The sequence below is a fragment of the Streptomyces violascens genome (assembly GCF_014649955.1).
GTDB classification, from domain to species: Bacteria; Actinomycetota; Actinomycetes; order Streptomycetales; family Streptomycetaceae; genus Streptomyces; species Streptomyces violascens.
In genome coordinates, this window is record NZ_BMUA01000002.1 from 117398 (window position 1) to 130686 (window position 13289).

At 72.7% G+C, this 13289-nt stretch carries 12 protein-coding genes and 1 pseudogene; 7 read left to right on the forward strand and 6 right to left on the reverse strand.

The window, feature by feature from the left end; all coding sequences use genetic code 11:
* Positions 1-7 precede the first annotated feature (7 nt).
* From IE206_RS05660 to IE206_RS42355, 3 genes and pseudogenes are all read left to right on the forward strand, one after another.
* Entirely contained in the window at positions 8-151 is a 144-nt protein-coding gene (locus IE206_RS05660) for a SapB/AmfS family lanthipeptide (protein WP_189960903.1), read from the forward strand.
* 101 nt (positions 152-252) lie between these two features.
* Positions 253-1908 carry an ATP-binding cassette domain-containing protein gene (locus IE206_RS05665; RefSeq protein WP_189960904.1) on the forward strand — a complete coding sequence of 552 codons (1656 nt, stop codon included), beginning with the start codon at positions 253-255 and terminating at the stop codon, positions 1906-1908.
* Positions 1909-2945: 1037 nt separating this feature from the next.
* A pseudogene (locus IE206_RS42355) lies at positions 2946-3242 on the forward strand (ATP-binding cassette domain-containing protein); the annotation flags it as partial.
* A gap of 261 nt (positions 3243-3503) precedes the next feature.
* Here the strand turns inward: IE206_RS42355 and IE206_RS05675 are convergent.
* Both IE206_RS05675 and IE206_RS05680 read right to left on the reverse strand, forming a co-directional pair.
* Positions 3504-4112 (reverse strand): LuxR C-terminal-related transcriptional regulator, encoded by a 609-nt coding sequence (locus IE206_RS05675; RefSeq protein WP_308433908.1) that lies wholly within the window; start codon positions 4110-4112, stop codon positions 3504-3506.
* A 414-nt stretch (positions 4113-4526) separates the two neighbouring features.
* Positions 4527-5144, reverse strand: a complete 618-nt coding sequence (locus IE206_RS05680) for a TetR family transcriptional regulator (RefSeq protein ID WP_189960905.1) — start codon at positions 5142-5144, stop codon at positions 4527-4529.
* A 235-nt stretch (positions 5145-5379) separates the two neighbouring features.
* Between IE206_RS05680 and IE206_RS05685 the strand changes: the two genes are divergently transcribed.
* The 4 genes from IE206_RS05685 to IE206_RS05700 all read left to right on the forward strand — a co-directional run bounded on the left by IE206_RS05685 (position 5380) and on the right by IE206_RS05700 (position 9294).
* A complete protein-coding gene (locus IE206_RS05685; protein ID WP_189960906.1) occupies positions 5380-6705 on the forward strand; it encodes a glycosyltransferase family 4 protein in 1326 nt (441 codons plus the stop codon).
* A 73-nt stretch (positions 6706-6778) separates the two neighbouring features.
* A complete protein-coding gene (locus IE206_RS05690; RefSeq protein ID WP_189960907.1) occupies positions 6779-7534 on the forward strand; it encodes a class I SAM-dependent methyltransferase in 756 nt (251 codons plus the stop codon).
* A complete protein-coding gene (locus IE206_RS05695; protein WP_189960908.1) occupies positions 7531-8607 on the forward strand; it encodes a prenyltransferase/squalene oxidase repeat-containing protein in 1077 nt (358 codons plus the stop codon). The genes IE206_RS05690 and IE206_RS05695 overlap by 4 nt, the downstream gene beginning before the upstream one ends.
* Positions 8608-8694: 87 nt before the next feature.
* A complete protein-coding gene (locus IE206_RS05700; protein WP_189960909.1) occupies positions 8695-9294 on the forward strand; it encodes a hypothetical protein in 600 nt (199 codons plus the stop codon).
* Positions 9295-9337: 43 nt separating this feature from the next.
* On the opposite strand, the gene IE206_RS05705 is transcribed toward IE206_RS05700, so the two are convergent.
* From IE206_RS05705 to IE206_RS05720, 4 genes are all read right to left on the reverse strand, one after another.
* Positions 9338-10348 carry an LLM class F420-dependent oxidoreductase gene (locus IE206_RS05705; RefSeq protein WP_189960910.1) on the reverse strand — a complete coding sequence of 337 codons (1011 nt, stop codon included), beginning with the start codon at positions 10346-10348 and terminating at the stop codon, positions 9338-9340.
* Between the two features lie 103 nt (positions 10349-10451).
* Positions 10452-11309, reverse strand: a complete 858-nt coding sequence (locus IE206_RS05710; RefSeq protein ID WP_189960911.1) for a DUF5336 domain-containing protein — start codon at positions 11307-11309, stop codon at positions 10452-10454.
* A gap of 144 nt (positions 11310-11453) precedes the next feature.
* Positions 11454-12434 carry an N-acetylmuramoyl-L-alanine amidase gene (locus tag IE206_RS05715; RefSeq protein ID WP_226598793.1) on the reverse strand — a complete coding sequence of 327 codons (981 nt, stop codon included), beginning with the start codon at positions 12432-12434 and terminating at the stop codon, positions 11454-11456.
* Between the two features lie 57 nt (positions 12435-12491).
* Complete coding sequence (locus IE206_RS05720) at positions 12492-13085, reverse strand: class I SAM-dependent methyltransferase (RefSeq protein ID WP_189961384.1); 594 nt, start codon at positions 13083-13085, stop codon at positions 12492-12494.
* Positions 13086-13289 lie beyond the last annotated feature (204 nt).

Genomic DNA, 13289 nt, shown 5'->3' on the forward strand with positions numbered 1-13289 from the left:
GAAAGCAATGTCCCTTCTGGACCTGCAGAACCTCGACGTTGAACTCGACATCGACGAGGGCGACGGCGGCGGCCACGGCGGTCACGGCGGCGGCAGCTCGCTCAGCCTGCTCCTCTGTGACAGCGTCGCCAGCCTGACGCTCTGCCTGTGATCACCGCCTGTGATCACCGCGTAGTTCCGGTGACGCAGTGAACGACGCGGCCCCGCCCGGCACCGCTCGCCGGCCGGGGCCGCCGCACGCGGGAGGCCGCCTTGCTGTTGCGTGAGACCGTCCGGCAGAGCGCCGGCCCCGGCACCCTGATCCTGCTCCTCAGCTGCGCGTCGGCCGGCGCCGGGCTCGCCCTGCCCGCGGCGCTCGGCCGGTCCCTCGACCTGGTCCTGGCCGGCCGGCAGAGTGAGGCCGGACCCTGGATCACCCTGTGTGTCGTCCTCACCGTGCTCGCCGTCCTGATCGGCGCGTACGAATCCGCCGTCACCGCGACCGCCACCGCCCGCAGCGCCGCCTGGATCCGGCGCCGGGTGCTCGGCCACGTACTGGACGCCGGTACGCAACAGGCTTGCTCCGAGGGCGAGTTGGTGGCCCGTCTCACCGGGAACGCGGTGCAGGCCGCGACCGTACCGGTGTCGATCGCAGGCACCCTCGCGGCCGTCGTCACCCCGGTCGGCGGCCTCGTCGCCCTCGCCCTCACCGACTGGTGGACCGCCCTGGTGGTGCTCGCCGGGATGCCGCTGTTCGCCCTGCTCCTGAAGGTGTTCGTGCGCGGCTCCGGCGCCAGCAGTGCCGGGTATCTGCACACCCAGGGCGAGATCGCGGGCCGCCTGCTCGAAGCGGTGCGCGGCGCCCGCACCATCGCCGCCGCCGGACACCCCGAGCGCGACGCCGAGCGCATCCTGGCCCCGCTGCCCGAACTCTCCGGCCAGGGCCACCGCATGTGGGAGGTCCTCGGCCGCTCCACCGCCCAGGCCGCGATCCTCCTGCCCCTGCTCCAGCTCGCCGTCCTCGCGGTCGCCGGACTGCGCGTCGCGCACGGCGACCTGAGCGTCGGCGGCCTCCTCGCCGCCTGGCGCTACGCGGCCCTCGCCACCGGCACCGGCGCCCTGGTCGGCATGGTCAACACCCTGACCCGCGGCCGCACCGCGACGGCCCGCCTCCAGGATGTGCTGACCGCTCCGAGCGTGACGTACGGCAGCAGTGAACTGCCCTCGGCAGGCGGCGAGTTGACCCTTCGGGGTGTCGTGCACGGGCCCCTGCGCGGAATCGATCTCACGGTGCCAGGCGGTGCCGTCGTCGCCGTCGTCGGGCGGTCCGGCAGCGGCAAGTCGGCGCTCGCGGCCGTCGCGGGCCGCCTCGCCGACCCCGAGTCGGGGACGGTGGCCCTCGACGGCGTGCCCCTGCCCTCCCTCGCGCGGGCCGAACTGCGCAGGGCGGTCGGCTACGCCTTCGCCCGTCCGGTGCTGCTCGGCGGCACGGTGGGCGGCACCATCGCGTACGGTGCCGAAGACCCGGGCGAGGCCGCGGTGCGCGCCGCCGCCCGCGCCGCCTGCGCCGACGACTTCATCCGTACGATGCCCGAGGGCTACGCCACGCCCTGCGCGAGCGCCCCGCTGTCCGGTGGCGAGGCCCAACGCCTCGGCCTGGCAAGGGCGTTCGCTCACCCCGGGCGGTTGCTGATCCTGGACGACGCCACCTCCAGCCTCGACTCCGCCACCGAGCTCAAGGTCTCCCAGGCGCTGCTGCACGGCTCCGGCACCCACCTGATCATCGCCCTGCGGGCGTCGACGGCGGCCCGCGCGGACCTCGTGGTGTGGCTGGAGGAGGGACGGGTGCGCGCGGTCGCACCCCACCAGCGGCTCTGTCGGCTCGCCGCATACCGCGCTGTGTTCGGGGAGGCCGACGCGTCGTGCTGATCGCTCTGCTGAGGCGCCACAAGCGGGTGCTGCTGCGGCTCGCCGGATGGTCGCTGCTCGAATCCGCCCAGACCTTCCTGCTCGGCTTCGCCCTCGCCCGCGCGCTCGACGACGGCTTCCTCGCGGGCCGCGCCGCCACCGGTCTCGGCTGGCTGGCGGCGGCCGCCGTCGCCGTGTTCGCCGGAGCCTGGGGGACGCGCCGGGTGTACGGGGCGGTCGCCGCGTTCGTCGAGCCCGTACGGGACGAACTCGTGCGGGCGGTGGTGACACGCGGCCTTCGCGAGGCGGACGACGCCGCCCTGTCCCGCCTCACCCAGCAGGTCGAGCTGGCCAGGGACACCCTCGCCGGGCTCGTGCTCGTCGCCCGCACCTTCGTCTTCACCGCCGCCGGGGCCCTCTTCGGCCTCTTCGCCCTCGCGCCCGTCCTGCTCCCGGTGATCGGCTGCCCGCTGCTCGTGGGGCTCGCGCTCTTCGCCGCGACGCTGGGCCCGCTCGCCCGCCGCCAGGAGGACTTCCTGGCCGCCGACGAACGCCTGGCGGCCGAACTCGGCCTGCTGGCCGGCGGGTTGAGGGACATCGAGGCATCGGGCGCCCATGATCGCGCGGCCGCGAGCGCCGGGGAACGCATCGACGACGAGTACCGCGCGGCGCGATCGCTCGCGTACTGGGGCGTGGCCCGCACCTTCGCCGTGGGCATCGGCGGGCGACTGCCCCTGGTGCTGCTCCTGGTCACCGCGCCCTGGCTGCTGCGGCACGGGGTCACGGCGGGCGGCCTGGCGGGCGCGCTCGCCTACCTCACCCAGTCGCTGCTGCCCGCCCTCCAGGCCCTGGTCCAGGGCCTTGGCACCTCGGGCGCCCGCCTCACCGTCGTACTGCGCCGGCTGACTGCGGGGGAGGGGGAGCCCCCGGCTGGGGTGCGGCACGAGAGCGGGGCCTGGCCGGTGCGGCTGCGCGGCCTCGTCTTCGCGTACGGGCCCGGCGCGGCCCCCGTCGTCGACCGGCTCGACCTGACCGTACCGGCCGGCGAGCGGCTCGCCGTGGCCGGGCCGAGCGGCATCGGCAAGTCCACCCTGCTCGGGCTGATCGCCGGGGTGCTCCGGCCGGACGCCGGAGAGGTGACGACGGGCTGCGAGCGGGTGCTCGTACCGCAGGAGGCATACGTCTTCACCGCCACCCTCCGCGAGAATCTGGGCTACTTCTCCCCCCAACTCCCCTGTGACGAGGCGCTGTCGGGGTCGGCCGAGGCGGTCGGGGCGGGGCCGCTCCTGGAGCGGCTCGGCGGGCTCGACGCGGTGCTCGACCCCGCCGCGCTCTCCGCCGCCGAGCGCCAGCTCGTCGCACTGGCGCGGGCGCACGTCGCTCCCGCGCCCCTGGTGCTGCTCGACGAGGCGACCTGCCATCTGGACCCGGCCGCCGAGGCACGCGCGGAGCGGGCCTTCGCCGGACGCACCCTCGTGGTCGTGGCCCACCGCACCGGATCGGCCCGGCGCGCGGACCGCGTGCTCCTGATGGACGGGGCCCGCGCCGAACTCGGCACCCACGAGGAACTCCTGGCCCGCTCCGCGTTCTACCGCGATCTCACGGGGGCCGACCCCTCACACCCACCCCTCCCCCTGGGAGATCCGTATCGCGTCGACCCGGTTGCGGGCGCCGGTCTTGCGAGTGATGGCGGCCATGTAGTTGCGCACGGTGCCGTTGGAAAGATGGAGCCGGAGCGCGATGTCGGAGACCGAGGCTCCTTCCGCGGCGAGTGAGAGGACGCTCAACTCCCGCCTGGTGAGCGGCATTTCGGAGGCCCGGAGAAAACTGAAGCCGAGCGAGTCGTCGACGAACCGTTTCCCCTCGGCCACCTGTCTGATGGCGAAGATCAGCTGCTCGGGTGTGCCCCCCTTGTCCACATAGCCGCGTGCGTTGGCATCGGCGGCCCGTTTCAACGGTCCGGGGCGGTGGGCGTCGGCCAGCACCAGGAGTCGGCATTTTCCGGTGCCGGGACGGCAGCCGGTGAGTTCGCCGAGCGGTGCGATTCCATAGGACTCCGAACAGTCCAGGTCGGCCGCGCAGACGTCCGGGCTCAATAATCGCGCCAGCGCCGGGGCGCCGCGCCAAGCGGAATGATGGACCTCCAGGTCGGTTTCGCGTGCGAGGCGTTCGGCCAGTGCCGATCGCAAGAGGCACGCGTCGTGCACGAGAAGTACCCGGATCACGTTTCCCAGCTCCTTCCAGGCTTACCGCTACCGGCGCCTTCGTTGGGCACGCAACGATTCTGGGCGGCGGCTACCCCTGTCATGGCCCGGGCGAACGAATCGGTGGGGGGCACCGGGGGCGCGTACCCGCGCATGCGGGGCGCGCTGCGCGCGGGTGGGGCGCATGCCGGGGGGTCTCCGTCGGCCCCCACATCCCCTTTCTGGGCAGGGGGTTGTGCGTCCTCCCGCCCGCGCGGAGGGGGGAGCGCATCTCTCTGGGAGGGGGTGGTTGTTCGCAAAGTTCCCCGCGCCCCTCACGGGTGCTGCGCCTCGGCGGGGTGACTCGCGTGCCGCGCGTGCGGTTGTTCGGCTGCGGGCCGGTGGGGGCTTGGCGCGCAGTTCCCCGCGCCCCTGGCGGGGTCGGCGTTCGGCGGGCTAGCCCTGCGGCGGGGCCGTCAGGTCGATCAGTTTGCAGACCGTTTCGATGTCGATCTTGACCTGGGCGATCGACGCCCGGCCCGAGAGCCAGGTGATCAGGGCCGAGTGCCAGGTGTGCTCGATGACGCGGACCGCCGAGAGCTGCTCCGGGGTCGGACGGTCGAGCCCCATCGCGTCCAGGATGATCGCCGTGGTCTGGCGCGAGACCGTGTCGACCTCGGGGCTCACCGAGCGGTCCGCGAAGGTGAGGGCCCGGACCATCGCGTCCGCCAGGTGCGGCTCGCGCTGGAGCGCGCGGAAGGCGCGCATGAGGGTTTCGGCCACCCGCTCCGCGGAGCCCTCGCCGGAGGGCGGGTGCTTGCGCAGGGTGCCGTGCAGGTGCTGGAGCTGGTCCTGCATCGTGGCGACCAGGAGATGGATCTTGGACGGGAAGTAGCGGTACAGGGTGCCGAGCGCGACCCCCGCGGCCTCGGCCACCTCGCGCATCTGGACCGCGTCGAAGCCGCCCCGGCTGGCCAGCTGGGCGCTCGCGTGCAGAATGCGACGGCGCCGGGCCTCCTGGCGTTCCGTCAGGGGAGGGGTGGCCGCGGTGGCTGCCTTGACTTCCGCTGTCATGTGTCCCGTTCCGTTTGTCCGGTTCTCTGCCACGGTGTTCGGCGGCCCAGCATGGCAGGGGCCCCGCCGTGGCGCGAATCACCTGATCCGGCTCTTACAGTCGCGCTACCTGCCGGTAGATTCGAAGCTCCTTGAGTGATCAAAGAACGCTCAAGAAGGATCAAGTCTGGAACTTGTTCTAGATTAGCGCGAGCGGTTACGCTCCGGCGAAACGCAGTGATGAAGGGGGCCGCGAGTGACCGCTGAGGCCATAGAGGCAAGCCCCCGCACCGGGGACGCCGGCCGTGAGGGCGAGCGCCCGCTGCGGATCGCGCTCCTCACCTACAAGGGGAACCCGTTCTGCGGCGGCCAGGGCGTCTACGTGCGCCACCTCTCGCGAGAGCTCGCCCGGCTCGGGCACAGCGTCGAGGTCATCGGCGCCCAGCCCTACCCCGTGCTCGACGAGGGCGTCCCGCTCACCGAGCTCGCCAGCCTCGACCTCTACCGCTCGCCCGATCCGTTCCGTACGCCCGCCAAGGACGAGTACCGGGACTGGATCGACCGCCTGGAGGTCGCCACCATGCGCACCGGCGGCTTCCCCGAGCCGCTGACCTTCTCGCTGCGCGCCCGGCGCCATCTGGCCGCCCGGCGCGGCGAGTTCGACGTCGTCCACGACAACCAGACCCTCGGGTACGGGCTGCTCGGCGACGTCGGCGCGCCCCTGGTCACCACGATCCACCACCCGATCACGGTCGATCGACAGCTCGAACTCGACGCGGCGCCCGACTGGAAGCGCCGCGCCTCCGTGCGCCGCTGGTACGGCTTTACGCGCATGCAGAAGCGGGTCGCCCGCAGGCTGCCCTCCGTGCTCACGGTCTCCGGCACGTCCAAGGGCGAGATCGTCGACCACCTCGGGGTGTCCGAGGACCGCATCCGGGTCGTGCACATCGGCGCCGACACCGGCCTCTGGTCGCCGGACCCGGCGGTCGCCGAGGTGCCCGGCCGCATCGTGACCACCTCCAGCGCCGACGTGCCGCTCAAGGGCCTGGTCTTCCTCGTCGAAGCCCTCGCCAAGCTGCGCACCGAGCACCCCGAGGCCCATCTCGTCGTCGTCGGCAAGCGCGCCGAGGACGGCCCGGTCGCCCAGGCCATCGAGAAGTACGGGCTCGGCGATGCCGTCGAGTTCGTCAAGGGCATCACCGACGCCGAGCTCGTCGACCTCGTACGGTCCGCGCAGATCAGCTGCGTCCCCTCGCTGTACGAGGGCTTCTCGCTGCCGGCCGCCGAGGCCATGGCCACCGGCACCCCGCTGCTCGCCACGACCGGCGGCGCCATCCCGGAGGTCGCCGGCACCGACGGCGAGACCTGCCTCGCGGTGCCGCCCGGCGACGCGGGAGCGCTGGCCGCGGGCCTCGCCCGGCTGCTCGGCGACGCGGCGCTGCGCCGCCGGCTCGGCGCGGCGGGCCGCGAACGGGTCCTGGAAAAGTTCACCTGGGCCCGCGCCGCCCAGGGCACCGCCGAGCTCTACCGCGAGGCGATCGAGGCCCAGGGGCGCGTCCCGGCCCGGAAGCCCGCCAGGTGACCGGGCGCCCCGCGCCCACGACTACCGGCCGCTCCGCGGCCACAGGTGATCTCCATCGGAAAGGGCAGACCCCGTGCTGACCGTCGACTTCTCCCGCTTCCCGCTCGCCCCGGGCGACCATGTGCTCGACCTGGGCTGCGGCGCGGGCCGGCACGCCTTCGAGTGCTACCGGCGCGGCGCCCAGGTCGTGGCCCTCGACCAGAACGGCGAGGAGATCCGCGAGGTCGCCAAGTGGTTCGCCGCGATGAAGGAGGCCGGTGAGGCGCCCGAGGGGGCGACCGCGACCGCGATGGAGGGCGACGCGCTCAACCTGCCCTTCCCCGACGAGTCCTTCGACGTCGTGATCATCTCCGAGGTCATGGAGCACATCCCCGACGACAAGGGCGTGCTCGCCGAGATGGTCCGCGTCCTGAGGCCCGGCGGCCGCATCGCGGTCACCGTGCCGCGGTACGGGCCCGAGAAGGTGTGCTGGGCGCTCTCCGACGCGTACCACGAGGTCGAGGGCGGCCACATCCGCATCTACAAGGCCGACGAGCTCATCGGCAAGATGAAGCAGGCCGGCCTCAAGCCGTACGGCACCCACCACGCGCACGCGCTGCACTCGCCGTACTGGTGGCTCAAGTGCGCCTTCGGCGTCGACAACGACAAGGCGCTGCCGGTCAAGGCGTACCACCAGCTCCTGGTCTGGGACATCATGAAGACGCCCGGCATCAGCACCGTCACCCGGCTCGCCGAGCGGGCGCTCAACCCCGTCGTCGGCAAGAGCTTCGTGGCGTACGCGACCAAGCCGCACCTTCCCGTGCTGCCGGGAAAGAGTGCCGCCAAGTGACCTCTCCGGAGCGCACCGAACACCTCGTCCTACCCGGGGTGCTCACCGCCGGGCAGGCCGGGCAGACGGTCGCCGCCCTGCTCGCCGTCCAGCGCGCCGACGGCGCCATCCCCTGGTTCCGCGGCCACCACCTGGACCCCTGGGACCACACCGAGGCCGCGATGGCCCTGGACGCGGCGGGCGAACACGCCGCCGCGGAGCGCGCCTACGACTGGCTCGCCCGGCACCAGAACGAGGACGGCTCCTGGTACGCCGCCTATCACGACGGCGAACACGACCGGGTCACCGACCGGGGCCGGGAGTCCAACTTCGTCGCCTACATAGCGGTCGGCGTCTGGCACCACTACCTCGCCACCGGCGACGACACCTTCCTCGACCGCATGTGGCCCGCCGTCTACGCGGCCGTCGAATGGGTCCTCGCCCTCCAGCAGAGCGGCGGGCAGATCGGCTGGAAGCGCGAGGAGGACGGCAGCGCCGTCACCGACGCGCTGCTCACCGGCAGCTCCTCCGTCCACCACGCGCTGCGCTGCGCGCTCGCCATCGCCGAGCAGCGCGAAGAGCCGCAGCCCGACTGGGAGTTGGCGGCCGGCGCGCTCGCCCACGCCGTCCAGCACCACCCCGAGCGCTTCCTCGACAAGTCCCGCTACTCGATGGACTGGTACTACCCGGTCCTCGGCGGCGCGGTCACCGGGGACGCTGCCAAGGCCCGTATCGAATCGATGTGGGACGACTTCGTGGTGCCCGGCCTCGGGGTGCGCTGCGTGCTGCCCAACCCGTGGGTCACCGGCGGCGAGAGCTGCGAACTGGCCCTCGCGCTCTGGGCGATGGGCGAGTCCGACCGGGCCCTGGAGATCCTCCAGTCCATCCAGCACCTGCGCGACCCCGCGACGGGCCTGTACTGGACGGGCTACGTCTTCGAGGGCAACCGCGCGGTGTGGCCGGAGGAGCTCACGACGTGGACGGCGGGCTCCCTGCTGCTCGCGGTCGCGGCGCTGGGCGGGGACGAGCCGACCACGGCGGTGTTCGGCGGGGACCGGCTCCCCAGGGGTCTGGCGCCCTACTGCTGCGGGTAGGACGACCCGTACGGAGTCGCCCGAGTGGCGCAGTGCGGTGGGCCGGGTGAGGCTGCCGGGGAGGCCGAACATCCCCCGGAGGTCATCGTGCCCAGTACGTTCCCCATCCGCCGCATAGTCGTGGCGGTCGTCCTTTCCTGCACCGTCCTGGTGTCGACGACCGCCTGCGGAGGAGAGACCAGAAGCACCGAGAACACCACGCGGAGCACCACGGAGAAATCCGCCCAGGACGCCGCCCTGGTCGCGGCCACCGCATCGCCGACCCCCTCGGCCGAGCGGCAGAGGCTCGCCAAGACGCGCTTCGTCGCCAACGCGGGGCTCGCGGCGGGTGCCGCCTACCAGTGGATCGTGAAGCCCTTCAAGGCCGGCAAGTTCAAGAAGGGCGCCAAGGGCCGTACGTTCGCACTCGTCAAGGCGGGCCTGGCCGGCGCGTTCACGTACAACCGCCTGAAGGCCGCGACCGAGAACGCCAAGGGCGACCCCCTGCTCTCCAAGGCCCTCGCGCCCCTGTCCTCCGGGATCGACTCCCTCAAGAACATGGGCACGAAGCTCCGCAACGGGGATGCGAGCGATGCGGACGTCAGCCAGTTCGAGAAGGTGATCGGTGGGGTCAAGGACGCGGGGGCGGGCGCCGGGGCGCCGGTCAAGGACCAGGTTCCCTCTGCCGGGCAGCTTGCCGGAGGCTGACCTCCCTGCGTCGTCGCAGCGCAGCGGAACTCGCCAAGGGCGCTCAGGCGTTCAGGTCGGCCAGCACGCGTAGCGTGTTCGGGTCCGGTGAGGTGACCAGCAGGTCCGTCACCGGGCCCTTGCGCCATTGCTCCAGGCGTTCCGCTATGCGCCCGCGCGGGCCCACCAGGGAGATGTCGTCGGCGAAGGCGTCCGGTACGGCCAGGACCGCCTCGTCCCGGCGGCCCGCCAGGAACAGGTCCTGGATGTGGCGGGCCTCGTCCTCGTAGCCCATGCGGGCCATCAGGTCGGCGTGGAAGTTGCGGGCCGCGTGGCCCATGCCGCCGATGTAGAAGCCCAGCATCGCCTTCACCGGGAGCAGCCCCTCGGCGACGTCGTCGCACACGTGGGCCCGCACCATGGGGGCGACCAGGAAGTCCTCGCGCAGCCCCGTCAGCGCGGCGGCGTACGCGTCGGTGCGGGTCGGCGACCAGTACAGCGGGAGCCAGCCGTCGGCGATGCGGGTCGTCTGGGCGATGTTCTTGGGGCCCTCGGCGCCCAGGAGCACGGGGATGTCCGGGCGCAGGGGATGGGTGATGGCCTTGAGGGGCTTGCCCAGGCCCGTACCGTCCGCGCCGCCGTACGGATGCGGGTGAAAGCGGCCGTCGAGCTCGACCGGGGCCTCGCGGCGCAGGACCTGGCGGATGACGTCGACGTACTCGCGGGTCGCGGTGAGCGGGCTCGACGGGAACGGGCGGCCGTACCAGCCCTCGACGACCTGCGGCCCCGAGAGTCCGAGGCCCAGCATCATCCGGCCGCCCGAGAGGTGGTCCAGGGTGAGGGCGTGCATGGCGGTGGCGGTGGGGGTGCGCGCGGCCATCTGCGCGACTGCGGTGCCGAGCCGGATGCGCGAGGTGTGCGCCGCGATCCAGGTCAGGGTGGTGAAGGCGTCCGAGCCCCAGGCCTCCGCCGTCCACACCGAGTGGTAGCCGAACTCCTCGGCCGCGCGGGCCAGTTCGAGGTGGGCGGGGTTCGGGCCGCGCCCCCAGTAGCCGAGTGCGAGTCCCAGGCGCATGTGCCGTCCCCTCCCAGTGATCTGACGATCTGTCAGGGGACTGTAAGCGCAACGGCCCCCCGCCCGGAAGAGGGGCGGGGGGCCGTCGTGGTGGGCGGGCGGATCAGCCGCGCTGGATGCCGGTGGTGTCCTGCAGGACGCCACGGCGGCCGTCCTGCGTCTGGGCGACCAGGCCGGGACCGCGCTGGTCGACGGCCAGGTACCAGGTGCCCGGGGCGAGTTCGGCGATCGGGGTCGGCGAGCCGTCCTCCGCGTACAGCGGGCGGGCGACGGGGACCGCGAACCAGAACGGGGCGAAGTCGCCGGCCGGGGCGGCAGCGGCGGGCTGCGCCTGGCTGTCCTTGTTCAGGTCCGCGGCCGGAGCCGGGGCCTGCGCGCCGAACGGCTGGGCCTGGGCCTGCGGCTGGCCGCCGAGGCTCGGGTCGCCGGGCTGCGCGGCGTACGGCTGCTGGGCGCCGGGGTAGCCGTAGCCACCGGCCGGCTGGGGCGCGCCCGGGTAGCCGTAGGGCTGCGGGGCGGCCGGGCTCGGGGCGCCCATGAGCGGCGCCTTGAGCGCGCCGACCAGCGGCGAGGCCACGGCGGCCGCGGCGAGCGCCAGCGTGGCGATCAGGCCGAGGATCATGCCGGCGCCGGAGCCGTGCGCGTCGATGATCGTCCAGAACGCGGTCCACGCGGCGAAGACGGTGAACGCGACGCCGAACTGCGTGAGGTCCAGGCCCGCGACCTTCTTCGGCTGCGGCAGCGAGCGGCCCACGACCACCAGGACCGCACCGATGATGCCCGCCAGGTACATGCTCATCAGGAGCGAGAGCGAGTCCCAGGCGTTCGGCGCGTCCACGCTCGGGCAGAACTGGCCGGAGCAGCTCGGAGCGGACGTGAGATTCAGGAACGAGGCGATGAACAGCACCACCGCTGCACCGATCACCACGCCGTCGCCTCGTGTGAGGGAGCGGATGTTCACGTAAAAGTCCTCTTTTATGTCGTCTCGTCGGGGCGGTCATCGCTGCCGCCGGTGTACGTGCACACGGCGTGAAGCTCTAGGTGGTTCCCCCTGTGCGGAAGAATCTATCGTCTGGCTCTGCGGGTCGTACGGCGGGTCGGGAGCCTACCCGCCCAGGAACGCCATAATGCCGTCGGCGATGCCCTGGGCCGCCTTCTGGTGCCACTCCGCACTCTTGAGCAGCGCCGAATCCCGGGAATCGCGCATGTTGCCGCACTCGATGAACACCTTCGGAACCTTCGACAGGTTGAGGCCGCCGAGGTCGCTGCGGGTGTCCAGGGCGGTGCCGTCGCCCACGTAGTTGGAGGCGTTCATGCCCGTGTCCTGGACGAACTTCCCCGCGATCCGCACACCGAGTTCACGCGAAGGCCCCACGATCGGGGCGGTGTCGGCGGCGCCGCCCTTCACCTTCGCGGGCAGGATCACATGGAAGCCGCGCTGGCCCTCGTCCGCGCCGTCCGCGTGCACCGACACGACGGCGTCCGCCTTCGCCTGATTCCCGATCCGGGCCCGCTCGTCCACACACGGGCCGAATGTCCGGTCGCCGTCGTGGGTGAACACGACCTTCGCGCCCTGCTTTTCCAGGATTGCCCTGATGCGGTGCGACACATCGAGTGTGAACTCGGCCTCCGTATAACCGTCGTTGGTGTCGGTGCCGGTGGTGTCGCATTCCTTCTTGTTCGTTCCGATGTCCACCGGCTCATTGATCTCTTGTGTATGCCGGAAATTATTCGGATTGTGACCCGGATCGATGACGACGGTCTTTCCGGCGAGCGGCCCGGCGCCGGATCCGTTCTTGGACGCGGCGGGCGCCGAGGCGGAGCCGGGGGCGCCGCCCGGGGTGGAGGAGGCCGTCACGGTCACCGTCGCCGTGCCGGCCCCGGGCGGCGCCGACGGCGCCGAGCGGCTCGGCAGGGGGAGCACCTTCGGCGGCTTGTTGTCCTGGCTGCCGGGGCTGCTCATCGCCTGCCAGACCAGCCAGCCCGCGAGGGCGGTCGGCGCAAGCGCCGCGAGGGCGACGAGAGCCCGGCCGCGCACACGGCGCGCCCGGCTGTCCGGATTCGATGACTCGCTGTCGTACGGCACGGGAGCGATGCTAGCGGCGGGGACCTGTCAAGCCCGGGCACTCCGCGCCGCGAAGTGTCACAGCGCGGCGGACGTCCGGCGCAGCACCCGCAGCGAGTCGGTCGCCGAGACCTCGGTGAACGCGCCGGACGCGAGGGCCCGCAGGTAGATGCGGTACGGGGCCTGGCCGGTGAACTCGTCCACCGGGTCCGGGAAGACGTCGTGGATGGCCAGCGTGCCGCCCTCGGCGAGCTTGGGCGCCCAGCCCTCGTAGTCGGCCGTGGCGTGCTCGTCGGTGTGCCCGCCGTCGATGAACACGAAGCCGAGCTGCCCGCCCCACACCCGCGCCACCTGCGGCGAGCGCCCGACCACCGCGATCACGTGGTCCTCGAGGCCCGCCGCGTGCAGCGTCCGGCGGAAGGTGGGCAGCGTGTCCATCCGCCCGACCTCCGGGTCGACGACGGTGGGGTCGTGGTACTCCCAGCCCGCCTGCTGCTCCTCGCTGCCGCGGTGGTGGTCGACGGTGACCGCGACCGTGCCGCTCTCGCGGGCGGCCTCGGCGAGCAGGATCGTGGAGCGCCCGCAGTAGGTGCCCACCTCCAGGAGCGGAAGGCCGAGCGCCCCGGCCGCGGCCGCCGCCTCGTACAGCGCCAGGCCTTCCCGTACGGGCATGAAGCCCTTGGCCGCCTCGAAGGCGGCCAGGATCTGAGGCTTGGGAGTGGCCACGGCCCGGCTCCTTTGGGTCGTAGGTGTGTGGGCGGTCCATGGTGCCGTACGCCGCCGGGGCCGCCCCCGGCGGGCGGGGCCCCGAAGGTCACGTCGATCTGACCTTCCGTCAGATTGAAACGTGTTCTACTCTTGCGCCGTTCCGGGACC